Source organism: Flavobacterium johnsoniae (assembly GCF_030388325.1).
In the GTDB taxonomy this organism is placed as follows: domain Bacteria; phylum Bacteroidota; class Bacteroidia; order Flavobacteriales; family Flavobacteriaceae; genus Flavobacterium; species Flavobacterium johnsoniae_C.
The window spans coordinates 1,869,490-1,894,512 of the sequence record NZ_CP103794.1; the positions used below are offsets into that span (position 1 = coordinate 1,869,490).

The 25,023-nt window shown below is 33.4% G+C and carries 21 protein-coding genes; 3 read left to right on the top strand and 18 right to left on the bottom strand.

Going from position 1 to position 25,023, the window contains the following annotated elements; all coding sequences use genetic code 11:
* Positions 1-118: 118 nt before the first annotated feature.
* Entirely contained in the window at positions 119-1,399 is a 1,281-nt protein-coding gene (gene aceA, locus NYQ10_RS08235) for an isocitrate lyase (protein ID WP_289879875.1), read from the top strand.
* A 120-nt stretch (positions 1,400-1,519) separates the two neighbouring features.
* Here aceA and NYQ10_RS08240 read toward each other — a convergent pair whose 3' ends face one another.
* From NYQ10_RS08240 to NYQ10_RS08280, 9 genes are all read right to left on the bottom strand, one after another.
* Positions 1,520-2,095 (bottom strand): Crp/Fnr family transcriptional regulator, encoded by a 576-nt coding sequence (locus NYQ10_RS08240; RefSeq protein WP_289879877.1) that lies wholly within the window; start codon positions 2,093-2,095, stop codon positions 1,520-1,522.
* Positions 2,095-2,415, bottom strand: coding sequence for a DUF6370 family protein (locus NYQ10_RS08245; RefSeq protein ID WP_289879879.1), 321 nt, complete (start codon positions 2,413-2,415; stop codon positions 2,095-2,097). The genes NYQ10_RS08240 and NYQ10_RS08245 overlap by 1 nt, the downstream gene beginning before the upstream one ends.
* A 3-nt stretch (positions 2,416-2,418) precedes the next feature.
* Entirely contained in the window at positions 2,419-3,579 is a 1,161-nt protein-coding gene (gene purT, locus NYQ10_RS08250) for a formate-dependent phosphoribosylglycinamide formyltransferase (RefSeq protein ID WP_289879881.1), read from the bottom strand.
* A 483-nt stretch (positions 3,580-4,062) separates the two neighbouring features.
* A complete protein-coding gene (locus NYQ10_RS08255; protein ID WP_289879883.1) occupies positions 4,063-5,931 on the bottom strand; it encodes a peptidase U32 family protein in 1,869 nt (622 codons plus the stop codon).
* Positions 5,932-6,077: 146 nt separating this feature from the next.
* Positions 6,078-7,124 (bottom strand): RHS repeat domain-containing protein, encoded by a 1,047-nt coding sequence (locus tag NYQ10_RS08260; RefSeq protein ID WP_289879885.1) that lies wholly within the window; start codon positions 7,122-7,124, stop codon positions 6,078-6,080.
* 54 nt (positions 7,125-7,178) lie between these two features.
* Complete coding sequence (locus NYQ10_RS08265; protein WP_289879888.1) at positions 7,179-7,754, bottom strand: hypothetical protein; 576 nt, start codon at positions 7,752-7,754, stop codon at positions 7,179-7,181.
* Positions 7,755-7,885: 131 nt separating this feature from the next.
* Complete coding sequence (locus NYQ10_RS08270) at positions 7,886-8,341, bottom strand: ferritin-like domain-containing protein (RefSeq protein ID WP_289879891.1); 456 nt, start codon at positions 8,339-8,341, stop codon at positions 7,886-7,888.
* 479 nt (positions 8,342-8,820) lie between these two features.
* Positions 8,821-10,011, bottom strand: a complete 1,191-nt coding sequence (locus NYQ10_RS08275; protein ID WP_289879893.1) for a pyridoxal phosphate-dependent aminotransferase — start codon at positions 10,009-10,011, stop codon at positions 8,821-8,823.
* Between the two features lie 75 nt (positions 10,012-10,086).
* On the bottom strand, positions 10,087-11,184 hold the full coding sequence (locus NYQ10_RS08280) for a fatty acid desaturase family protein (protein WP_289879895.1): 1,098 nt from the start codon (positions 11,182-11,184) through the stop codon (positions 10,087-10,089).
* 107 nt (positions 11,185-11,291) lie between these two features.
* On the opposite strand from NYQ10_RS08280, the gene rsmG reads away from it, so the two are divergent.
* On the top strand, positions 11,292-11,921 hold the full coding sequence (gene rsmG, locus NYQ10_RS08285; RefSeq protein ID WP_289879897.1) for a 16S rRNA (guanine(527)-N(7))-methyltransferase RsmG: 630 nt from the start codon (positions 11,292-11,294) through the stop codon (positions 11,919-11,921).
* A gap of 74 nt (positions 11,922-11,995) precedes the next feature.
* Here the strand turns inward: rsmG and NYQ10_RS08290 are convergent, their stop codons facing one another.
* The 7 genes from NYQ10_RS08290 to map form a co-directional block, all read right to left on the bottom strand.
* On the bottom strand, positions 11,996-12,727 hold the full coding sequence (locus NYQ10_RS08290; RefSeq protein ID WP_289879899.1) for a hypothetical protein: 732 nt from the start codon (positions 12,725-12,727) through the stop codon (positions 11,996-11,998).
* 265 nt (positions 12,728-12,992) lie between these two features.
* Complete coding sequence (gene pruA / locus NYQ10_RS08295) at positions 12,993-14,618, bottom strand: L-glutamate gamma-semialdehyde dehydrogenase (RefSeq protein WP_289879901.1); 1,626 nt, start codon at positions 14,616-14,618, stop codon at positions 12,993-12,995.
* A gap of 219 nt (positions 14,619-14,837) precedes the next feature.
* The gene (gene apaG / locus NYQ10_RS08300) at positions 14,838-15,224 is read right to left on the bottom strand and encodes a Co2+/Mg2+ efflux protein ApaG (protein WP_110348906.1); all 387 of its coding nucleotides are present in this window, start codon (positions 15,222-15,224) and stop codon (positions 14,838-14,840) included.
* An 80-nt stretch (positions 15,225-15,304) separates the two neighbouring features.
* Positions 15,305-16,558 carry a DUF5103 domain-containing protein gene (locus tag NYQ10_RS08305; protein ID WP_289879903.1) on the bottom strand — a complete coding sequence of 418 codons (1,254 nt, stop codon included), beginning with the start codon at positions 16,556-16,558 and terminating at the stop codon, positions 15,305-15,307.
* A gap of 74 nt (positions 16,559-16,632) precedes the next feature.
* Complete coding sequence (locus tag NYQ10_RS08310) at positions 16,633-19,536, bottom strand: DEAD/DEAH box helicase (protein WP_289879905.1); 2,904 nt, start codon at positions 19,534-19,536, stop codon at positions 16,633-16,635.
* A gap of 122 nt (positions 19,537-19,658) precedes the next feature.
* Positions 19,659-20,432 (bottom strand): class I SAM-dependent methyltransferase, encoded by a 774-nt coding sequence (locus tag NYQ10_RS08315; RefSeq protein ID WP_229354420.1) that lies wholly within the window; start codon positions 20,430-20,432, stop codon positions 19,659-19,661.
* Positions 20,433-20,451: 19 nt separating this feature from the next.
* Positions 20,452-21,270, bottom strand: coding sequence for a type I methionyl aminopeptidase (gene map, locus NYQ10_RS08320; RefSeq protein WP_289879907.1), 819 nt, complete (start codon positions 21,268-21,270; stop codon positions 20,452-20,454).
* Positions 21,271-21,504: 234 nt separating this feature from the next.
* Here map and NYQ10_RS08325 point away from each other — a divergent pair, with 234 nt between their 5' ends.
* Positions 21,505-22,755, top strand: coding sequence for a DUF445 domain-containing protein (locus tag NYQ10_RS08325; RefSeq protein WP_289879909.1), 1,251 nt, complete (start codon positions 21,505-21,507; stop codon positions 22,753-22,755).
* A 238-nt stretch (positions 22,756-22,993) separates the two neighbouring features.
* On the opposite strand, the gene gpmI is transcribed toward NYQ10_RS08325, so the two are convergent.
* Together gpmI and NYQ10_RS08335 are read right to left on the bottom strand one after the other, a co-directional pair.
* Positions 22,994-24,511 (bottom strand): 2,3-bisphosphoglycerate-independent phosphoglycerate mutase, encoded by a 1,518-nt coding sequence (gene gpmI / locus NYQ10_RS08330; RefSeq protein WP_289879910.1) that lies wholly within the window; start codon positions 24,509-24,511, stop codon positions 22,994-22,996.
* Positions 24,512-24,651: 140 nt separating this feature from the next.
* Positions 24,652-24,819 (bottom strand): DUF5916 domain-containing protein, encoded by a 168-nt coding sequence (locus NYQ10_RS08335; RefSeq protein ID WP_289879913.1) that lies wholly within the window; start codon positions 24,817-24,819, stop codon positions 24,652-24,654.
* Positions 24,820-25,023: the final 204 nt, after the last annotated feature.

Sequence of the window (25,023 nt, forward strand, 5' to 3'; positions counted from 1 at the left end):
TTTCGTTCGTAAATAAATCTTTTAAAATCATTTCGTAGCACAAAAGCGAAATATGTTTAAAAATCTCGGTTTAAACCGAAAACTATACACTTACTAACCACTTTAACTAAACTATATTATGAAAACAACAGAAGACAGAATTCAGGAATTGATTAACGATTGGATTACAAACCCGAGGTGGAAAGGTGTTGAACGTCCTTACACTGCGAGTGAAGTAGTAACGCTTCAAGGGTCTTATAAAATTGAGCATTCTATTTCAAAAATAGGTGCAGAGAAATTATGGAGAAAGTTAAAAAGTCAGGATTATGTTGCGGGTTTGGGAGCGTTGACTGGAAATCAGGCGATTCAGGAAGTTGATGCAGGTTTAGAAGCGATTTATTTAAGCGGATGGCAGGTTGCAGCTGACGCAAATCTGGCGGGAGAAATGTATCCTGACCAATCGCTTTATCCAGTAAACAGCGTTCCGATGGTGGTAAAAAAAATCAACAACGCTTTATTGCGCGCCGATCAGATTCAGACTGTAAATAATATTGAAGATAAAAAAGATTATTTGGTTCCGATTGTGGCCGATGCCGAAGCAGGTTTTGGGGGAAATCTAAATGCTTTCGAATTAATGAAATCTATGATTGAAGCAGGAGCTTCTGGAGTGCATTTTGAAGATCAATTAAGTTCTGCTAAAAAATGTGGGCATCTGGGCGGAAAAGTTTTAGTTCCAACGCAAGAGGCGATTAATAAATTAATTGCAGCGCGTTTGGCTTCAGATGTTATGGGAGTTTCAACTTTAATTGTTGCCAGAACAGATGCCGACGCTGCAAATTTATTGACGAGCGATGCAGATCCAAGAGATCATAAATTCTTAACGGGAGAAAAGACTACTGAAGGTTTCTTCTACGTAAAAAACGGAATCGACCAAGGAATTGCGAGAGGTTTAAGCTACGCGCCTTATGCCGATTTAATTTGGATGGAAACCAGTAATCCAGATTTAGATTATGCGAGAAAATTTGCAAAAGCAATGAAAAAAGAATTCCCAGATAAAATGCTGGCGTATAATTGTTCTCCATCTTTTAATTGGGCAGCAAAATTATCTGTTGCTGAAATGGAAACATTTAGAGAAGATTTGGCCGCAATGGGATACAGTTTCCAATTCATCACTTTGGCAGGATTCCACGCTTTGAACACAAGTATGTTTGAATTGTCTAAAGCCTACAAAGAACGAGGAATGGCTGGTTATTCTGAATTGCAGGAAAGAGAATTTGCTTTACAGCAAAATGGATTTAGAGCGGTAAAACATCAAGCTTTCGTTGGGACTTCTTATTTCGACGCTGTTCAAAATACAGTAATGTTAGGAAAATCAGCAATAACTGCAATGGAACATTCTACTGAGGTTGAGCAATTTTAATTTTTTTTTTTTTTTTTTTTTTTTACCATTAAGATATTAAGAAAGTTAAGCTTTATATCCTTAAACGATAAGAAAAATTAAGTCTAGCTTAATGAATCTTAATATCTTAATGGTTTAATTTTACTTTTTCAAAAGTCTAGCTTTCATTTTACTGAAGAATTCTGGTGTTACACCAATGAAAGAAGCGATTTGTTTTTGAGGAACTTTGTGAACCAATGTTCCGTATTTTTTTGTGAATTTTTCAAAACGTTCTTCCGCAGGCAAACTCAAGTTATCCATTAATCGCTGTTGGTTGGCAACTAAAGAGTTTTCAATTAAAATTCTGAAAAAGCGTTCCAGTTTTGGGATTTCAAGATACAATTGTTCCTGATTTTCTTTGGATAAAGAAACAACTTCAGCTTCTTCTAAAACCTCAATAAAAAGCTGACCTGGTTTTTGCGAAAAATAACTATACATATCGCTCATCCACCAGCCTTCGCAGGCAAACGATAAAACATGCTCCACAATATTATCGTTAATATTGAAGCTTCGTAAAATTCCTGAGTTCACAAAATAAGAATGTTTACAGACTTCTCCAGCATTTAATAAAAGCGTTTTGGCTTTGTATGTATGAGTTTCTAATTTAGATAAAAAAAGTGCTTGTTCTTCTGGTGTCAGAGAAACGTGTTTAGCAATGTTTTCAAGAATTAATGCCATTATTTTTTATCGTCGATTAAGGTAAATGAAGTTGCTATAAATCGGTTTCCTTTGATTTCGCCAGTAACAGAAGCTTTTCTGATAGCATTGCAGAATCCGTCTTCGGCATGTGCGTCACCATGTTCGTCAATTTTTGTTCCATCAACAAAATACGATTTTCCATCAATACGAATGGCTAAATCACAGCTTTTACCTTTCATCCCAAATTTACATTCTCCGCAAGAAGCTTCTACGATTGTTGGTTTGTCAAATTTCTTTTTAGACTGAGCTTGTACCGCAATTCCAATAAAAAGGAAAGTTGCTAATATTATATTTTTCATAATTTAAGAATTTACAGTTATTAATTTTGCAGTTTCTTTGGCGCGTTTTATTACTTCGTTAATTGGGGTTGAAAGTGCATCATGACTTAAAACAACTCCCATTCTTCGGTAAGGTCTTGAAGTTGGTTTTCCGAAAATCCTAAAATCGGTTTTGGGTAAAGCTGCTACTTTTTCGATTCCGCTAAAAGTTGGATTTGTTGAATCTTCTGAAGCTAAAATTACAGCACTTGCTCCAGCTTTTTCTAAAGTAATTTCGAAAATAGGAAGACTTAGGATCGCTCTTAAATGCAATTCGAATTCGTTGAAATTCTGAGTTCCAGCTAAAGTTACCATTCCAGTATCGTGAGGACGCGGAGAAAGTTCGGAGAAATAAACGCCTTCTTTCGTTAGGAAAAATTCAACACCAAAAAGTCCAGCGCCTCCGAGTGCTTCGGTAATTTTTTCGGCCATATCCTGTGCTTCGTATAAATCAGCTTCAGAAACTTGTGCCGGCTGCCAGCTTTCCTGATAATCGCCACGTTCTTGTCTGTGTCCAATTGGTGCGCAAAATAAAGTTGGATTGTTATTTTGAGTAATCGTTAAAAGAGTAATTTCTGAATGGAAATCGACAAAAGCTTCAACAATAACTTCAATAACATCGCCACGGGAACCTGCAACAGCATACTGCCATGCTTTTTCTATATCGCTTTCTGTTTTGATTGTTGATTGTCCTTTTCCTGATGATGACATTAAAGGTTTCACTACGCACGGAATTCCAACTTCCTGAACAGCTTTTTGCAGTTCTTCGGCTGAAGTTGCGTATTCATATTTTGCTGTTCTTAATCCCAATTCTTTTGCTGCTAAGTCACGAATGGCTTTACGATTCATAGTAAAGTTTGCCGCTTTCGCTGAAGGAACAACAGTGATTCCCTGTTTTTCATAATCGTAAAAACGTTCGGTGCGAATGGCTTCTATTTCTGGAACTATAAAATCAGGTTGGTGTTTGGCTACGATTCTGTCAAGCGCTTCGCCGTCAAGCATATTGATGACTTCAAAACCGTGCGCGACTTGCATTGCCGGTGCATTTTCGTAACTATCAACTGCGATTATGGTTTGTCCGATTCGTTGTGCGGCAATGACAAATTCTTTGCCTAATTCGCCTGAACCTAGGAGTAATATTTTCATTTTGGAGTAGTGTATTGTTTGAGTAGTAAAAGTAACGAAAAAGGTTTTTTTAACCGCAAAGTTCGCAAAGAATTACGCAAAGAGCGCTAAGTTTTTGCTTTTAAGTTAAAGAAAGGTTTCTCGCAGATTTTGGAGGTTGAGCAGATTTAATTTTGTTTGGAATTTTAATTTTAAGACAAAGTAACCTTACAGTTTGTCATTTCGAGGAACGAGAAATCTCCATGAGTAGCTCTACAAAGATTGGCTTATTGGAACGGAGTTACTTGCGAAGATTTCTCGTTCCTCGAAATGACAAGATTTCGGAAAGTTTGAAATGAAATTATAAACGTAAAAGTTCTTATGAAACTGTTTGCGTGAGGGATAGAAGTGGAAAGCCCGGAGCCTGACGAAGGAAGTGCGAGGACTTGCAACGGATAGCCCGACCCGGAGGGGCACGCCCAAAATAAAAAACCGATACTTCTTTTTAAAGTATCGGTTTGTCTATTAATGAAAATGATCTTCTTCAATTTCGAATTCAGCATCTTTTTCCCAGATTTCCATTTCGCAGGGTTTGCAGTTGAATTTTAGTTTGTATTCTAATTCTCCCTGTTTTAAAACCAATGGTTCTTTTACTTTAACGCCTACGATATCTTTTTGGTGTATCGGGCATTTTTTCAATTCGTATTTGATGCAATATTTGGTTGTCATTACACGAGATTTTCCTGGATCCCATTGTAATTCGAATGCTTTTTCGATTTCGGTAACACCGTGGCGTTCGTAGAATTTACGAGCGGTTTTGTTTGAAACGTTGTACATGAAATCCAGTTTTGTTTCTGGATAAGGATGTGATGTTTTTACTAATTGATGCTCTTCGCGAACGTAATTTGCTAAACGAATTTCTGATAATTGTTCGAAGACATTTCTTCTCATTTCGTTGATTTTTGAAATAGGAAGGAACCAGTTTTGAGAAAACATAATGTTGATTTCGTCAGCGCTGTAAGGTGTAAAACCTGTTTTGGCCAATTGAACTTTTATGTTTTCTTCGATAGATTCGCCGGTTTTTGTCTGTTCTTTTGTGTGCTCTAATTTTACTGTACTTACGTTTCCGTCTTCGTCGGTTGCGATTAACTCAAAACCGTTTTCGTTTTCAGTAAGTAATAAAGTAGTTCCGATTTTACGGATTGCACTGTCTTCTCTTTCAACAATTTTGATAAAAGCAATGTCGTTGTTACGGTAAATGAAAGTTCCGTCTTTGATTTCTTTTAGAACGTTTGGATATACTTTTCCGTTTTCGGCTTTGTTTACGTAAATTCCGTCAGCTTCGTTATTTTCGTTGATGAAGCAAAGTCCGTCACCGTTGTTTAATAATTGGCCGTTTTCGATTTCGTAAGCGTTTCCAACAGTTCTAAGTAATTTACCAATATATTGACCTTTTGATTTTGGACTTTCCCAAGAACCAATCGAACTGTGTCTTTCGTTTACGAAATAATCGGTGTAACCTCGATTAAAAGTTCTGTTTAAAGTAGAGTCAAAAGTATAAGTGCATTTTCCAGAAGAAGCTTTTGTGTATTTATCGCTTCCTTCTAAATAACTGTCTAATTTTTGACGTAAATAAGAAACGTTATTTTTAACGTAAGCCACGTCTTTTAAACGTCCTTCGATTTTAAAAGAAACAATTCCTGCTTCAATCAAATTCGGAATCTGATCTGAAACGTCTAAATCTTTAATTGAAAGCAAGTGACTGTTTCGGATTAAAGTATCTCCGTTTCCGTCAATTAAATTATAAGGTAAACGACAGTTTTGCGCGCAAGAACCACGGTTTGCACTTCGTTCTCCGTTTGCTACACTCATATAACAGTTTCCGCTGAAAGAAACGCATAAAGCTCCAGTTACGAAAAATTCTAGTTCAACATCAGCGTGGTCGTATATTGTTTTAATTTGATGCAAGTTCAATTCACGTGCTAAAACGACACGTTTGATTCCTGCATCTTTTAAGAATTTAATTTTATCGGCATCACGATTATTAGCTTGTGTACTGGCGTGAAGAACGATAGGAGGCAAGTCCATTTCCATAATCGCCATATCTTGAATAATCAAGGCATCAACACCAATATCGTATAATTCCCAGATCATCGCACGACAAGTTTCTAATTCGTTGTCGTACAAAATGGTATTCATAACTACAAAAACCTGTGCGTTAAATAAGTGAGCGTATTTTACAAGTTCAGCAACATCTTCAATTGAGTTGTTGGCATTAGAACGTGCTCCAAATTGCGGTGCACCAATATATACAGCATCGGCACCACTATTTATGGCTGCGATTCCTCCAATTAAATCTCTAGCAGGAGCTAATATTTCGATTTTCTTCTTCATTTCTAAAACTTTAGACTTTTGTGGTATTCCCGAAAAAAAGTGTGCAAAGGTCTAATAAATTATTCGAGTTTGCTAGCGATAAAGCGATTTTTTTGAATTTGTTAACTTAATATGGAATGAGTTAATTTTAATTTACAATATCAAGTTTATTCATACTCAAATAATGTTATTGAAGATGCAATACCATTGGTATAATTGGTAGTTGTTATTTGCTTGATAAGGTAACCTTCTTTATCATAGATATAATATTCTTTTATTGGTCTGCTGGCATACCATAACCAATCTTTTATATGAGTTGTAGGGGTGCATAAGTACGTATTGTAGTCTTCACCCTGAGTTTTCATGTAAAACAAAATCGGATAACCAGAAATTTTATACCAAGCTTCATTTGCATATATTCCTGGTTTTGTTGTGTCAATATTATATTCGTCATTATTTAGATTATAATGTTCCTGTCCTGGTACAAGATGGCCTGATTTATCATAGGTAGCCATCCAATAAACCGCAACAACCCTTGTTGTGCTTTCGTCAATGTTTACATATGCAAAATCAATTGTATATCTGTAGCCAGAAATGTTTGGGAAATTGACATTATCATAAGGGACATAACTTTCGGCTTTTTTTAATCGGTCTAGATCGTCATAAGAATATTGTACACTTACACCATTACTTACCTTTTGATCGGTAATGTTTCCTCTAGCATCATATAAATATTTATTTTCGGTAGTGGTGCTAACTTTACCGTTAGAATAGGTAAAAGTATCCATGAAATCAACTTTTGTACTGGCTTGGTTTCCATTAAAACCAGCAGAATATTTTTTTGTAGATTTTAATTGTTTCAATTCATCATATTCATAATCAGTTCTGCTTCCCCACCAACGAGTCAAGGTGTCTCTAAATGTGTTTAATGAATCTCTGATTGCTGCTTCTTGAGATAAATTAGCTACGTTTTTATAATAGTATACTTTTTTAACTAATTTTAAAGGGGTTTCATCCAGTTTTTTTCCTGTTGTTGATTTTATATTATTAGTAATTGCTGGTTTGAGTTTTACTTTTATGACTGGAGGAATACTTGGCGTAATTGGTGTCACAGTCCCAGGAACGGTAACTTCAGGAGTTGTAGTAGGAGATTCTTCGCTCGCGCAACTAATTATGTTAAATGTTATTAAAAGTCCGAGTATAGTTTTCTTCATTTAGAATTAATTTTTTGGGGTTGAATATGTTTTTTATTTTTCTTATATTAATTGTTAATCCAAAGGAAAAGTATAACCAGCGGTAAAACCTCCGAAAGACTGTTCGGTAGATAAATTGGAATAAAAAGAAACTCCAAGTTCTATATTGTTTTTTCTACCAACAGCAAGTCCGAAGCTAATAGGAACGTGTGCTACAACGCCACTTTTTTTCTCATTTACATATTCTGTGTAGGTTTCGAAAGAGCCAATAGAAGCGCCAATGCCAGTTTCTACAAAAGGAGCGACCCACGGAATTGGAGCACACAAACGGACTTTTCCACCAAGAAAAAAGGCTTTAGTTTCTACTTTGTAATTTTGCGGATTTCTTATTTTATCTTCGTCAGTAGAGGTTATAATTAATCCGGCATAAGGCCTGACACTAAACCATTTTTTTATTCCAATTATATATTCTGCTTGTGTGTAAAAACCAAAACCATCAATAATTTCGGGATTTTCTTCTTCATAATGTGAGGTGCTTGATCCAAATCCGATAGAAGCTTTAATGAATTTGCCTTCTGTTTGTCCTTGAATTAAGGATGAAAATAAGCAAGCAAATAACATTATTATAAAACCGCGTAAATTTAGATTCATATTGTTTTTTTGGGTTAAAAAATTGGTTGAGGCGAATGTAAGAATTATTCTTTTATTTTAGCAAATAAAAAAACTGCTCAATCCGAAGACCGAGCAGTTCTCAAAAAAAAAAGCATGAATCGATCGATCGATTAATTCACTCTCATTTTAATTTGTGATAAAGTGTTTTGAATACTGTTTAATTGTTTAGAAACAACATAAACTTGGCTGTGTTCCAATTCATTTTCTTCGAGTGCTTTTTTGTATTTTTCAATTGCAGCTTCTTCTCCTGTAATACATGCATTAATGATAGCTTTTGTATCGCCACCCGTAAATGATGATTTAATGTCAATCCAAGTTCTGTGCAAAGCTCCTAATGGTCCTCCGCCAGAAGTATCTGTTGATTTTCCCAGTTTGTTGATTTCGTCTTGTAATTCTACAATAAATAAAGCTCTTTCTCGTGCATATTCTAGAAAATCAGTTTTCATTGCAGGATTTTCTACATGTTCTGCTGCATTTGTATATCCTAGTTTTCCATCTTCAAGAATTGAAATTAATCCTTCTAAAGTTTTAACCGCTTCTTTTGTGGTTTCATCTGTATGTATCATGACTAATAGTTTTAAAATTAATACATTACAAAGTTGGCGATTTCTAAAGTGTTATGTTTTACAGGATTACAATTGTTGTTTTATAATATTGTAGAATGGGAATTTTGAAAGTTGTATTTTATTCATACGTTCTTAAGTTTCAATTTCCTCCAGCTTTAGCTGCAGGAAGTTAAAATGGATCAAGTTCATGGCTTTAGCCGAATGCATAGTTTGGCTAAAGCCTTTATAGAAGTTTGATTATAATCTCCAGCTGAAGCTGGAGGCAATTGATTAGATTTTGATTTCTTTTGAAAATGATTTTTCTCGTTTAACGTTTTGCGTGAGGGATAGGAGCGATATCCTTTTGTGGCGGGGTTCGCCATAAAAGATATAGCGGATAGCCCGGCCGTAGGACACGCCCACATAAAAAAAACAGCTTAAAGTATAAAAGTGATGAAACTTTTGAACCTTAAGCCGTTTTAATAAAACTTAGAATATTGTTATGCAGTCAAAGCTTCTTTGATTCTGCGTAATGCTTCTTTTAAAATGTCGTTGCTTGTTGCATAAGAGAAACGAATACAGTTTGGATTTCCAAAAGCGTCTCCAGTTACTGTTGCAACGTTTGCTTCTGCCAAAAGATACATTGAAACATCGTTTGCATCTTTAATTTCGTGTCCTTTTAAAGTTTTTCCGAAGAAAGAAGAAACGTCTGGGAATACGTAGAATGCTCCTTCTGGAACATTGATTTTTACTCCTGGAATTTCTTTTAATAATCCAACAACTAAATCTCTACGTCCGTGGAAAGCTTGAACCATTTCGTTTAATACACTTGGATCTGCATCTACAGCTGTAATTGTAGCACGTTGCGCAACAGAATTTGCACCAGATGTTACTTGCCCTTGAATTTTTGTACACGCTTTTGCGATAAATTCAGGAGCTCCGATGTAACCAATTCTGTATCCTGTCATTGCGAATGCTTTTGCAACTCCGTTTACAGTGATTGTTTTTTCTAACATTCCTGGAATTGAACCGATACTGCAAAAAGTTCCAGAGAAATTGATGTGCTCATAAATTTCGTCTGCAACTACGTAAATATTTGGGTATTTTTCTAAAACTTTTGCTAAAGCTGTTAATTCTTCTCTGCTGTAAACAGATCCAGATGGGTTACAAGGAGAAGAAAACCACATCATTTTTGTTTTTGGTGTGATAGCCGCTTCTAATTGTTCTGGTGTAATTTTGAAATCTGTTTCAACAGAAGTTGGAACTTCAACAGGAACTCCGCCAGAAAGTTTTACGATTTCGAAGTAAGAAACCCAGTAAGGTGCTGGTAAAATAACTTCATCACCGTCGTTTAACATTACTTGTGCAATGTTGTATAATGATTGTTTTGCTCCTGTAGAAACTACGATTTGAGATGGTTTGTACTCTAAATCATTGTCTCTTTTGAATTTTCTGCAGATAGCTTCTTTTAAATCTTGGTATCCATCAACTGGAGAATATGTGCTATAATTATCGTCGATTGCTTTTTTTGCAGCTTCTTTAATAAAGTCTGGTGTATTGAAATCTGGCTCACCTAAACTTAAACTGATAATATCTTTTCCTTGTGCTTTTAATTCTCTTGCCAAAGCGGCCATTGCTAATGTTTGTGAAGTAGCAAGATTGTTGATTCTGTCCGAAAGAATATGATTCATTATAAAAATTTTGAATGTCCTTAAATTTGCTGTGTTGTTTAAGGAAGGTTATTATTAATAGATTTTTTTTAGTTTTTAAACTGATAATTCTGGTTTCATTCCCAATTCACGTAAATGCTTAAAGTGAGCTACAATGGCACTTCTCATTGTTTTATATTCGTAATAGGGTAAATTACATTCTTTTGCCGTTTCCTTCACGATTTTTGCAATTTTACCATAATGAATATGACTAATATGTGGGAAAATATGATGCTCGATTTGATGGTTTAATCCGCCTGTATACCAATTTACAATTGCATTTTTTGGCGCAAAATTAGTTGTAGTGTACAATTGGTGGATAGCCCAAGTATTATCCATTTCGCCTAATTCATTAGGTGCTGGATTTGTTGTGTGTTCTACAACGTGCGCTAATTGAAAAACAATGCTTAAAATTAAACCTGTTGTATAGTGCATTACAAAAAATCCAAGAAGCACTTTCCACCAAGTAATTCCAATTACCATTGGTAAAACAATCCAGATTGAAACGTAAATGATTTTTGTAATAATTAAAGTTGTCCAAAGAATTTTTGGGCTTTTTGGTTCTCCGTAAGATAATTTTCTTCTTAGATAATTACGCATTTGCTTAAAATCGGTTGTAATTGCCCAATTGAAAGTCAATAATCCGTATAAGAAAACAGAATAATAATGCTGAAAACGGTGAAAACTATGCCATTCTGCATGTTCTGTAAAACGAATAATTCTTCCTGCGTCTAGATCTTCATCATGCCCAGGAATATTGGTGTATGTATGGTGCAATACATTATGTTGAACTTGCCAGTTGTAAACATTTCCGGCTAAAACATAAATGGTACCGCCCATAAATTTATTGATCCAGTTTTTGTTAGAATAAGAACCGTGATTTCCATCGTGCATTACGTTCATTCCAACGCCAGCCATTCCGATTCCCATAACAATAGATAAAAGTAACATTACCCAAAAAGGCATATTAAGTGTAAGAATCAAAAAATAGGGCGTAAGGAAAACCGCAAAAAGAATAACAGCTTTTAAATGTAACTTCCAGTTTCCAGTCTTCTGAATGTTGTTCTCCTTGAAGTAATTGTTTACCCGTGAGTTAAGTGTTCTGAAAAACTTCAGATTGTCTTGCCTAGCAAAAATTGGAGCGTTGTTATTCATAATTAATTTAAATAGTTTTCAAAGGTAATTATTATAAATTTTCAATTTGCAAAATTGAGTTAAATATTTCAATCGTAAAGTAGTACTTTTGTTAAAAATTTACAGCAATGGATGAGATATTGAAATATTTTCCCAATTTGACCGATCTTCAAATCGAACAATTTCAAAAATTAGACTTTTTATACCACGATTGGAATGAAAAAATTAATGTGATTTCACGCAAAGACATTGATTCTTTATATACAAAACACATTTTGCATTCGTTAGGAATCGCAAAAATCATGAAGTTCGAACCTGGAACAACTGTTTTGGATGTTGGAACCGGAGGAGGTTTTCCTGGAATTCCGTTAGCCATTCTTTTCCCAGAAACGCGTTTTTATCTAATTGATGTTATTGCAAAAAAGATAAAAGTGGTGCAAGGTGTTGCCGATGCTTTGGAATTAAAAAATGTAAAAGCAGAACAAAAACGTGCAGAATTGGTAAAGGGTGATTTCGATTTTATCGTAAGTCGCGCCGTAACCAATATGCCTGATTTTGTTTCTTGGATTAAAGATAAAATCAAAAAACAGCATAAACATAAATTGAAAAATGGAATTCTTTATTTAAAAGGTGGAGATTTGACTGAGGAATTGAAAGATTTTCCAAATGCTACTTTGTATGATTTGGCTGAAATATTTGATGATGAATTTTTTGAAACTAAAAAAGTGGTCCATCTTCCTTTAAAGTTTAGACCTTAGATTTTATATAAAAAAAATAACCCGATCAGAAATTTTTTGATCGGGTTATTTTTTGAATTAATAAACAATTATAATTATGATGCTTTTTTAGAAAAATTTAAAAACGTATTTGCTTTGTGATCTAAATTATCAATAAAATTATGGATTGCATTTTCTGATGCTTCAACTGTATATTCAAATTCTGAGTCGAAGAAAAATTCGCGTGAAATTACAGGTTCGTTTGAAGAATCATAAACAGCTTCATCTGTTTCGTCTAATTCCATATTCTTATAAGGGCATGGATATAAGTGAATTAATTCTGCTGCAATCTGACTGAACCAATTATCAAATTTTTTCTTTCTAGGTGTAATATGACGTGCTAGTAAAACCAACCCGAGAAGCTCATTTTGTAAAAAATAAGAACCTTTTCTGTATCTCACATCAATCATTCTAACATTCATTAAAGCAATCCATAAAGCTCCGTTTACAGAACCAGATGCTGGAATTTCAAGATCTGTATCAAATAATAAAGGGTTTGTTTGTTCGCGATCATTAATAGAACACCAAAGCGCTTCGATACGTTTTTGAGTGTCGTTTGTTGCCTGAGTATATCCTGTAAAACGCCAATAAACCCATTCTAATAATGCGGCAGTTAGACCAATAGAGCCTTTATGATTAATTTGCATCAATAAATTTTCTAAATCTTCATTTCTTTCAATAGGGTCTAAAAGTTGATCTATTTTTTTCTTTGTCCATTTAAAATCAATTGCATGTCCAATACTTCTTGACTCCATTATAACTTTTGGAACATTGTTTAAATTTCTCATATTTTTATTTTTTTGATGACTTTTAATTTATGTGACAAATGTAAAAGGGTGATTTTTTTTTTTAAGCCGCCAAAAGTTTTTAAAGTATTAGAATAAGCTTTTTGCAATTTGTATTTAATTGAAAATCAGCAAAATAAGAAAAGTACTACAAAATATAAAATGATAGAGAAATCTTTTTTGAGTAAGAAGAATGACATTATAAAATGAAAAGCCGGAAATCTCATTTCGAAATTTCCGGCTTTAATATAATTTAAGAATCAGATTGTTATCCTAAGAAAGGGTATCTGTAATCTTCTGGAGTTACAAAAGTTTCTTTGATAGTTCTTGGAGAAGCCCAACGTAGTAAGTTCAATGCAGAACCTGCTTTATCGTTAGTTCCAGAAGCTCTTGCTCCACCAAATGGCTGCATTCCAACAACTGCTCCAGTTGGTTTGTCATTGATGTAGAAGTTACCAGCAGAGTTTTGCAATTTAGTTGTAGCAACTTCAATAGCATAACGATCTTGGCTGAAAACTGCTCCAGTCAAAGCGTATTCAGAAGTAGTATCAACTAATTCTAAAGTTTCTTCCCATTTAGCATCTTCGTAAACATAAATAGTAATGACTGGTCCAAACAACTCAGTTTCCATTGTAGTGTATTTAGGATTTGTAGTTACAATAACAGTTGGCTCAATAAAATAACCTACAGATTTATCATAATTTCCTCCAATAATAATTTCTGCGTCAGCATCTTTTTTAGCTTGGTCGATATAACTAGCTAATTTGTCAAAAGAACCTTCGTGAATAACAGCTGTGATAAAGTTTCCAAAATCTTCTGGAGAACCCATTTTCATAGATTTTACATCAGTGATTAACTGTTCTTTTACAGCTGGCCATAAACTTTGTGGAATATAAGCTCTAGATGCAGCAGAACATTTTTGACCTTGGAATTCAAAAGCTCCACGAGTAATTCCGGTAACTACTTGTTTTACGTTTGCGCTTGGGTGAGCAATGATAAAATCTTTACCTCCAGTTTCACCAACGATTCTTGGATAAGTTTTGTAATTGTGAATGTTAGCTCCAATTTTAGCCCAAATATCTTTAAATACGTGAGTTGATCCTGTAAAGTGAACACCAGCAAAATCACGGCTTGCTAAAACAGTATCTGTAATCATTAAAGCGTCTCCGAAGACTACGTTGATAACTCCGTCTGGAACTCCAGCTTCTTTGAATACCTCTAAAATGATTTTAGTAGAAAATACTTGACTATCACTTGGTTTCCAAACTACAACGTTACCCATCATAGCAGCACTTGCAGGAAGGTTTGCAGCGATAGCAGTAAAGTTGAATGGAGTAATTGCATAAACAAAACCTTCTAAAGGTCTGTATTCTACACGATTCCAAACAGTAGAATCAGATTTTGGCTGATCGTTGTAGATTTGAGTCATAAACTCAACATTGTAACGTAAAAAGTCGATTAACTCACAAGAAGCGTCAATTTCTGCTTGATGAATATTTTTAGACTGACCAATCATTGTTGCAGCGTTGATACGTGCTCTGTATGGTCCTGCAATAAGTTCTGCGGCTTTTAAGAAAATAGCAGCACGTTGTTCCCATGCCATATTTGCCCATGCTTTTCTTGATTCAAGTGCATTTGCAATTGCTTTTTCGATATGTTGTTTTTCAGCCAAATGATATTTTCCAACAACATGCTGATGATCATGTGGCGCGGTAATGTTTCTTGTGTTTCCAGTTCTAATTTCTTCGCTTCCAATATGCAAAGGAACGTCAATTTGAGAATTCCACATTGTGGTGTAAGCTGCTTGAACAGCTGCTTTTTCTGGCGAGTTCGGTGCGTAGCTTTTTACAGGCTCGTTTACCGCTTTAGGTACATGAAAGAATCCTTTTAACATGGGATAAGATATTTTAAAATTACGATTTGTTTAATTTTTTACAAAAGTACAAATGATAATTTGAATATATCACAATACAATATTAAAAAGTTGTATTTTATTGTATCGTGAGTGTATGTGTGTAATAAATTAACAAATTGACTGCAAATAGTCAATGCGATTTATAGAAAACGATACGGTAAATGAAATAATAAAAAGAAAGTGCTGCTTAAATATAAATTAGTTTAAAGCAAAAGGAGCACACATTCTAAAAGTAGGAACAATTACTTTGAATATTTTTGTTGTAGTAAAATTGATCATATTAAAATGACCTTTCATTGCTCCATAAGGAGATGATAATAAACAGCCAGAACTGTAAGTATGATTTTCTCCTGGTTTTAAAACTGGTTTTTTACCAATTACACCTTCGCCGTCTACAACTTCTAAATCGTTAAGAGAATCGAAAATTTCCCAATGACGTGAAGTTAACTGAACAGAATCTTTACTATGATTTTCGATTGTAACTACATAACTAAAAGCAAAATGAATCTTGTAGTTTTTGAAGTAAGTGCCTTCAAAACTAGTCAAAACAGATATTTTTATGCCTCGTGTTATCTGAGAAACCATACTAACGTAGTATATATGTGAGTGTTATAGTGGCAAAGCTACAAAAAAAAATCGTTTAATCTAGAACCTTAACATTTGTTTTAGTTGACTATATTAATAGAGTTTGCATTTCCTTTTCCAATTACGCGCTGATAGCGGTCTGTAGCTTCTTTATAATAAACTAAAATGGTGTATTCATTTTCAGTTTGATAGAAGTTTCCATCAATAGCATTTTCATAATCAATAACACCTTTTTTGTCGGCAACTGTGTACTGAAAATTGGTGAAACCCTGTTTAATCATAATCGCTTTTTCAAAAACGCCTTTATCTGTGTTGTAATCCATTTTGTATTCTGGCGAAAGGCTATAATTATTAAACATTCCCGTAATATAAATGTCTTTGTTTAATCTAAAGGCGGGTGCAGAAAGCGTAAAATAAACCCAAGCATAATCAGCTTCAATATCATTGTTAGAACCATTGATGTTTTTAACGACAAAATTTCCGTTTACATCTTCATACAAAGTATAAATCTGGTTTCCTCGTGCCGCATTTGTGTACAGATAAGCATTATAAATGTCATTATTTGAACCTATACGCGCAACAAAATTGTTTGCTGCTCGAATATCTTTATTTTCAAAATATAAAAATTCATTTCCAGCCCAAAATTGTGTTTCTTGATCATATTTATAAATTAACTGATTGCCAAGCGTGTATTGCGGAACAACATTTTTTATTGCAGAATTAAAGTTTCCGTTTTGCATCAAAAGCACTTTTACATTTTGCAAAGGTGTTTGAAAAACGATATCATTTGAAAATATTGCAAAATCAAGATTTTGTTTAAAATTGATATTGTTTAAATTTCGTGTTCTTTTTACTTGAGCTGTAACGGTTGAATGATTTTCATACAAAACAAATTTTCTTGAAAGAATTACTTCTTTATCTTCATTTAGAATTCGAAGCATGTAATTTCCCGAAAGACGCAACTGTGTCGTAAATTGATTTGGAAATGAAAGATTGTAATGAGAATAAACCTGTAAAGTATTAAACGAATTAGAATAGTCCATAATTCGCTGATTATCCTGACCGTAAATATAATCTGTTTTCGGAATCTCAGTTGGTTTCCAATTGTAATCACAATGAATCACTTCAAAATAGTAATTTGCTTCGCTTCCAAATAAATCATCAAACTGAAATGTAAAACTAGAACCTAATTCGAAAATTGGAACTACGTTACTGCCATTCTGAACAAAAGAAACGGTTTTAATATTATAAGGCGGATCAATTTCTTTTTCTTGCGCTTTCGCGAAAGTGATAATGCAAAGAAAAATAAAGCTTGTATATAAAAATTTTGACATCTTATTACGTTGAAAGATTGTAAATATAACAATTTTATATAACGAAAAAGATGCCAATCTATTGGATTTAACTATTAAGAACCCAAAATATATTCAAGATTACTTTCGATTTCATCGTTAATATAACTTTCTTCTAAAAGCGAATCTGATAACAATTTTTTGTTTTCCTGCAGTTTAATGATTTTTTCCTCAACCGTATTTTTAGAAATAAAACGAATCACATTTACTTTGTTCATTTGTCCAATTCTATGCGCTCGTCCAACTCCTTGTTTTTCTGCAAAAGGATTCCACCAAGGATCTAAAAATAAAACGTAAGAAGCTTTCGTAATATTTAAACCAACTCCTCCCGCTTTAAGCGAAATAAAAAACAACAATGGATTTTCTTTTTCCTGAAAACGTTTCACTTCTTGTTCTCGCTTGCTTGCTTGCGTTTCGCCAGTAATTTCGCAAAACTCTATTTTGTTTTCTTTACACCAGTCTGTGTAGAAATTTAAATTCGTAACAAACGAACTGAAGATTATTACTTTTTGTTTCGCTTTAATTAAGTTTTCAAGATAATTGGTAACCGCAATATATTTTCCAGAATCAATTTCCGACTCTGCGTCTACCATTTTTGGATGATTACTCAACTGACGCAATTTCATTAAAGTATTAATAATGCTGATTTTATCAGGAGATCCGTCAGTTTTAAGCAAGAAATTACGAGCTTTGGATTTTTCTTTTTCGTATAATTTTTCCTGTTCAGGATCCATATCGCAATAATAAATCTGTTCGGTTAATTCGGGTAAGTCTTTTAGAACCTGTTCTTTAGTTCGTCTTAAAATATAAGGTTGAATAAGATTTTTTAATTCTGCTAAAACTTCTTCATTCTGTTTTTTCTCAATCGGATTTTTGAAATTTTCCATAAAGAAAGCGTAGCTTCCTAAAATCTCCGGGTTAATAAACTGCATTTGCGACCATAAATCGTCAAGCGAATTCTCGATTGGTGTACCACTCAAAGCAATTTTATGTCCAGTGCTTATTTTATTGATGGCTTTAAAAATCTTAGAATTTTTATTTTTAATGTATTGGCTTTCGTCTAAAATCAGATAACGGAAATCGTATTTTTCTAAAATGGAAATATCACGATGAACAATACTATAACTTGTAAAAATTAAATCAGTCGAATCTAATCTGCTTGCCAGTAATTTTCGATCATTTCCAACATATTGCATTCTAGAAAAGTGAGGCGTAAACTTTCCAGCTTCATTAAACCAGTTAAAAACCAAAGAAGAAGGTAAAACGATTAAAGCTTTAAGCGGTTCTCTCTCAATTGTAGTCTCATTTGCAAACAAATCAAAATTGGTGGTTTTGGTAGTAAAACCCAATTGTTCTTGCACAGAAACCAGAACAGATAAAGTTTGCAAGGTTTTTCCAAGTCCCATATCATCAGCAAGACACGCGCCCATATTGGAGTTAAAATGACCTAAAAGCCATTTTACTCCATCAATTTGATAAGGTCTTAAAGTTGCTTTTATAAGATCTGAAGCGGTAAATTCAGCTTTGTGAATTTGATCTAAATCATTGTCAATCTCTGAAATTCCGTCTAAAGCTGTAAAATTGCTTTTGCGTAAAAGCAAAGCTCCATTTTCTGTTTTGGCTAATTTTGCCAAAGAACCATATTTACTAAACCATTCTAACGGAATTAAAAAGTAGTTTCCGTCAGGCAATGCAAAAAGCCTTTCTTTGCTTTTTATGTTCGGGATAGTTTCACTGAAATTAATCTTGTAATTGCCAACCGTAATTATAATTTTAATATCAAACCAATCGGCTTTTGTTTCTTTTGCAATCGAAATTGTATTGCTTTCTGTAATGATTTCTTTGCTTTCTAGTTTTAAATTTTCAATAGTAAAACCTAAACTTTCCAATTTCTCTTTATGATCAATAATCAATTGAATATTAACGTAAGGATCGGAAGTTTCTGTTTCAGAATTCAATCCAAACAATTCATTTTTGATTTTTTCTAAACCAATTTCGAGTAATTTCTCAGTATATGAATTTTCTTCGTGACTTCTCTTAAATTGAATGATTTTAGGTTCATTCGCTACAGCGAAATCAACAAAAGAATGCGTTTTTTTAGTTTTGCTTCCATCAAAAATATATCCGTTATAATCAAAATAAAGATTGAGATAATAACAGTTTTTAAAAAAATCAAAAATAGGTTGAATCGTGCACGAAACAATCTGATCGCGAAGTTCAATTTCAAAACCATTTGCTTCAATATCAATTTTTTTAGCTATCGCTGGAATAAAATTTTTAAAATAATCATCAACTAATTTTGAAGGAATTTCAATTGATTTTTTCTTCAAAAAAGGAGTTAGTTTTTTAGCATTCAATTCTTTTAATCGCCCTAATTTTTTGTCAATAATTAGCCAGCCTGGTTCGTCTAAAAGAATCTCAGCGGTTTTATCCATTGGCGAAAATATATTTTCATTTTCTTTTAATGAAAGCGTATATGTGATGCCATCTGTGTGTTTGTCAAATTGAATTTGAGGTTCAAAATCCAACGGATCAATGCTTATTCTAGATCGATAAAAATCCTTTTCTGGACCTAAATTTAAAGAAAGCGGAAATTGTTCCTTTACAATCAAATCGTAAAACGGACTTAAATTAAATTGTAAATGCTGGCGAATCGCAAAATCAATTTTTGAATCTTTTTTTAAATCGGCAATCGTTTTAGCCGATTTAATTTTTGCACCAAATTTTTTAAAAATAAATTCAGGTTTTAAAGATTCGCAAATAGTGAGAATCCTTTTAGAATTAGAATCTAAATCTTCGAAATCAATTCCGAAACTTTCCAAAACACCTTTAGTTGCTTTTTTGTCTAGATATTTGATTTCAATAGTATTTTCAACAATATATGCTGTTGGAATATAGGCATTCAGATTTTTTTCAAAACTGATGTCAAAGCAGAACTGAAATGATTTTGTAGGTTGCAAAATTTAAAAATTTGGTTAGGCTTATAATTTAGGTTTGGGCAAAAAACAAAAGGAGTTTTCAAAATAATAATAATTTGAAAACTCCTTTTAAATGAACTTATATCACTTATATGTTGAAAAAATTAGTTTTCCTGTTTAAAGCAAAGCGGAATAATTTCGCCTTTTGCTAAACAGTATTTTTCAACCAATTCTGGTGCAATTTTATTTGTATAATCTTCTTCAATAACAATAAAACCTATGCTTCTTAATTTGTCGAAATAATCGCGTCCATAAACACGAACGTGATCGTATTGTCCGAAGATTTTTGCGCGTTCTTTCTGGTCTGTAATTGAATCATCTGCAAAAGTAACTTCGCGAGATAAGTCTTGTGGGATTTGCAAAATTGCCATTCCGCCAGGTTTTAAAACGCGATATAATTCTTGCATCGCTTTTGTATCGTCTGGAATATGTTCTAAAACGTGATTACATAAAATAACGTCGTATTCGTTGTCTTTGAAAGGTAAATTACAGATATCTGCTTTTACATCTGCCAATGGTGAAAGTAAATCGGTTGTTGTGTAATCAAGATTTTTTTGCTTGCGGAATCTTTTGTAAAAAGCTTGTTCCGGAGCAAAATGCAGTACCTTTTTTGGTGCTGTAAAAAAATCTGTCTGATCTTTTAGATATAACCAAAGCAAACGATGTCTTTCTAAAGAAAGCGTGCTTGGCGAAAGCACATTATTGCGTTGTTTTCCGTATCCGTAAGGTAAAAAAGATCTAAAACTTCTCCCGTCAATAGGATCAGTGTATTTATTTCCTTTTAAAGATAATGCTAAAATCGGACGCGCCACATAACTCAAACGAATTAATAATGGACGTGGTATTGTATTAAGGACTAATTTAAATAGTTTCTTCACAGGTTTGATTCGGGTTGTATTATAATACTAATGGCACTTTTCTAAATTCGTCTTCTTCATTGCTTTCGATTCCTAAAGCTTTGTAGATATATTGGAAAGTAGATAATAATTCTGGTTTTCCATCTACTAAAGCTACATCGTGCTCGAAATGCGCGCTTGGTTTTCCGTCAGCAGTCAAAATTGTCCAGCCGTCTTTTAGTTGTTTGATGTTTCTTGTTCCCATATTAATCATCGGTTCGATGGCAACAACCATTCCTTCAACAAACATTTTTCCACGTCCGCGTTTTCCGTAGTTTGGCATTTCTGGTTCTTCGTGCATTTTTTGCCCAACACCATGTCCGACCAATTCACGAACAACTCCGTAACCGTGAGCTTCTGTATATTTCTGAATCGCATTTCCAACGTCTTCAACGCGATTTCCAGCTTTAAATTCTCTAATTCCAACGTAAAGAGATTCTTTAGTAACACGCAAAAGTTTTTTTACTTCTGGTGCAACTTCTCCAATTTCGAAACTGTATGCGTGATCTCCGTGGAAACCATTTTTAAAAGCACCACAGTCAACCGAAATTACATCTCCATTTTTAAGAGGTGTATTATTAGGAATACCGTGAACAACCTGAGCATTTGGACTCATACAAAGCGAATTCGGGAAATCGTACAAGCCAAGAAAACTTGGAACTGCACCGTGATCACGAATAAATTCTTCGGCTAATTTGTCAAGATATAATGTTGTAACTCCTTCTTTAATTTCAGAAGCAATCATTCCTAATGTTTTTGATACGATTAAAGCACTTTCGCGCATTAATTCGATTTCCTCTCTAGTTTTTTGGATAATCATATTTTTTCCATTTTTCAGTTCGCAAAAGTACAATTTTTAATATTATTTTTTAAGTTATTTTTTTGCCGTGAAATGTAGTTTTTGCCACGAATTTTACGAATTATCACTAATTCCATTGTGCTGAATAATTTTTTTTAAATTAAAATTCATGCTAATTCGTGAAATTGGTGTTAGATTTTTTAATTTAATATCTCGCCAAAAAGCCCTAAATTAGTAGTAAAAACGATTATAATCATGGAAACTATTATAGATCAAGATATATCTAAAGTAAAGGCTCTTAAGAAAATGAAGAGAAATTCTTTGGCTCTTTTAGGTTTTGCAGTGCTACTGTTTATCATTGCTATTTATTTTAAAATCCCGATACTTCAGGCTTTTAGCGAAGCGGCAATGGTAGGCGGAATTGCTGATTGGTTTGCTGTTGTGGCTTTATTTCGTCATCCGATGGGAATTCCGATTTGGCATACGGCAATTATTCCAACCAAGAAAAATGAAATAGGGGAAAATCTTGGGAATTTTGTTTCAGAAGAATTTCTAAATCGTGAAAAATTAGAAATTAAATTGGACGAATTTAACTTTGCAACTAAAGCTTCAGATTGGCTTTCGCAAAAAGAAAATGCAGATAAAATTGCGAATGCTGTTGCTGTAAATATTATTCCTGGAATTTTACGAACCATAAAAGATGAAGATGTAAAAAGATTTATTCAGGTTCAGTTTGCAGCAAAAATGGAAGGGATAAACTTTGGGAATTGGGTTGCTGTTGCTTTAGAACCTTTGCAGAAAGGCGATTTGAAAAATCAAATGCTGACAAATCTTCTCGAAGTAATGAGTGCTGAATTGACTAATAATAAAGATTTAATAAGGCAGAAAGTAAAAGCATCTACTCCGTTATTGAGTTTTGGATTGGCTGATAAAAAAATCACTGAAGGGGTTTTTAATGGTTTGCAGGATTTTCTAAATGAAGCTAAAAAGCCAGAAAGTGCTGTTCGCTTAAAAATTGATGAATATATTTTTAATTTCTTAGAAAAAGTAAAAAACTCTGAAGAAATGAGAGTTAAAATAAACGATATAATTCTAGGTTTTGTTGGAAAAAAAGAAGTTCAAGATTACATCAATGGAATATGGGACGAAATAAAGCTTTCAATTACAAATGATTTGGATAAAGGAGAAGGGTCTTCAATAAAAAATAGTATTTCAAATTTAATTCAAACTTTTGGAAACGGAATTAAAGAAGATTCCGTTATGATTGACAAAATCAATAATTTTATTAAAATTGATTTACTGTCGGTTCTTTTAAACAATAAAAAAGTGATTGGAGATTTAATTTCTTCAACCGTAAAAAGCTGGGATGGAAAAGAGGTTTCGGAAAAATTAGAATTAGAAATCGGAAAAGATCTTCAATACATTAGAATCAACGGAACTTTAGTTGGAGGTTTTATTGGACTTGTAATTTATGGAGTTGAACAATTGTATCATTATGTTTTTTAAACCATATAAGTGATATAAGTAAATATAAAGTTTGGGGGTTTTCTTTGTGGAAATAGAAATCATATAAGAAATATAGGGTAACTCAAACATTTTTAAGTTTTACATTCTGCTACAATATAGTTCTCGCAAAGTCGCAGAGACGCAAAGTTTTTAAATTTCTTTGCGACTTAGCGTCTTTGCGAGATTTTTTTAAGTTCAGTTTAAATGAACTTATATTACTTATATGGTTTGAGAAATTTTATAATAATGAATGACAAGTCATTGCGTTTGGCTGTTGCACACCCATCAATTCTAAAATTGTTGGAGCGATATCACCTAAAACACCATCTTGAATGCTTTTTAATTCTTTGTCAACTAAAATAATCGGCACTGGGTTTGTGGTGTGTGCTGTATTTGGAGATCCGTCAGGATTAATCATAGTTTCGCAGTTTCCGTGATCCGCAATTACGATTGTCGTATAATCGTTTGCAAGAGCGGCTTCGATTACTTTTTTCGCGCAAGCGTCAACAGCTTCACAAGCTTTAATTGCAGCTTCCATAATTCCGGTGTGACCAACCATATCTCCGTTTGCGAAGTTTAAACAAACGAAATCAACTTCGCCTTTGTTTAATTCAGGAACAAGGGCATCGGCTAGTTCGTAAGCGCTCATTTCTGGCTGTAAATCGTAAGTCGCCACTTTTGGAGAGTTTCTTAAGATTCTTTCTTCGCCCACAAAAGGAGTTTCTCTACCTCCAGAAAAGAAGAAAGTTACGTGAGGATATTTCTCAGTTTCTGCAATTCTGATTTGTTTTTTACCTGCTTTTTCTAAAACCTCACCAAGTGTTTCAGTGATATTATCTTTATTGTAAACCACTTTTACGTTTTGGTACGTTTCGTCGTAGTTTGTCAATGTTACATAATATAGGTTTAGTTTATGCATGTTTTGCTCGTGGAAATCCTGTTGCGAAAGTGCTTCAGTAAGTTCACGTCCTCTATCTGTTCTAAAGTTAAAGAAAATAACAACATCGCCTTCAACAATTGTAGCAAGCGGTTTTGCATTTTCATCGACAATAACAACAGGTTCGATAAACTCATCCGTTACGTCTTTTGCATAGCTATCCAAAACACTTGCAACAGCATTTGTTGATGGAGTTCCAACGCCGTTAACTACTAAATCGTAAGCTAATTTTACACGCTCCCAACGTTTGTCGCGATCCATTGCATAATAGCGTCCAATGATAGAAGCTATTTTTACTGGAGTATCTTTAATGTAATCTTGTAAATCGTGAATGTATTTTCCTCCAGATTTAGGATCAACGTCACGTCCGTCTGTAAAAGCGTGAATATATACCTGATCTAAACCATATTCTTGAGAAGCATCGATTAATCCTCTAAGATGTGAAGTATGTGAGTGAACACCACCGTCTGAAACTAATCCTAAAAAGTGTACTTTTTTATTATTGTTTTTAGCGTAAGTAAAAGCATCAATTAACACTTGTTCTTTTGCTAATGTTTTGTGCTCTACCGCTAAATTTATTTTGGCTAAATCCTGATATACAATTCTTCCAGCACCAAGGTTCATGTGTCCAACCTCGCTGTTTCCCATTTGACCTTCAGGCAAACCAACATTTAATCCGTCAGTTCTCAGTTGAGCACTTGGGTAATTTTTGTAAAGACTGTTTATAAAAGGAACATTTGCATTGTCTATTGCAGATACTTTAGGGTCAGGAGATTTTCCCCAACCATCTAAAATCATAAGGATAACTTTTTTGTTCATTACTTTTTGTTTTCTACAAAGATAAGTCATTTCTAAACTTTGAAGAGAAAGCTTTGTTACATTTATATTTTATAAAATGAAGTGTAGCAAAAAATATTAAATTAATTATAGAAATCTTTATTTATTAAAATTTATTCACGCTAAGCTCTTTTTCGGACTTTATTTTTGACAGCATTATAGTCAATAAAATATTTTACGCTAATAGAAAAAATGTGTTTTAAGGCATCATTGTTTAAAAGTCCAGATACATTGTGTTTAAAATCTTTGTCTATAATGCGTTCAAAATTAGCGGCATTATTTCTGTACATGGCCTGAATTGTTTTTTTTCTGGCCGTAATTCCAAGTTGAGAATAAAATAAAATACATGAAAATTACTTTTTTCATTAAAGTTTTTGATGTAAAATACATTCAAAGGCACATTAATTTATAAAAAATAGACTTGACTTTCTTTTATTTGTTATGGTTTAAGTTTCAAAATCCCCACTTTTTTTTGAATTTATTAAGAAAATTCC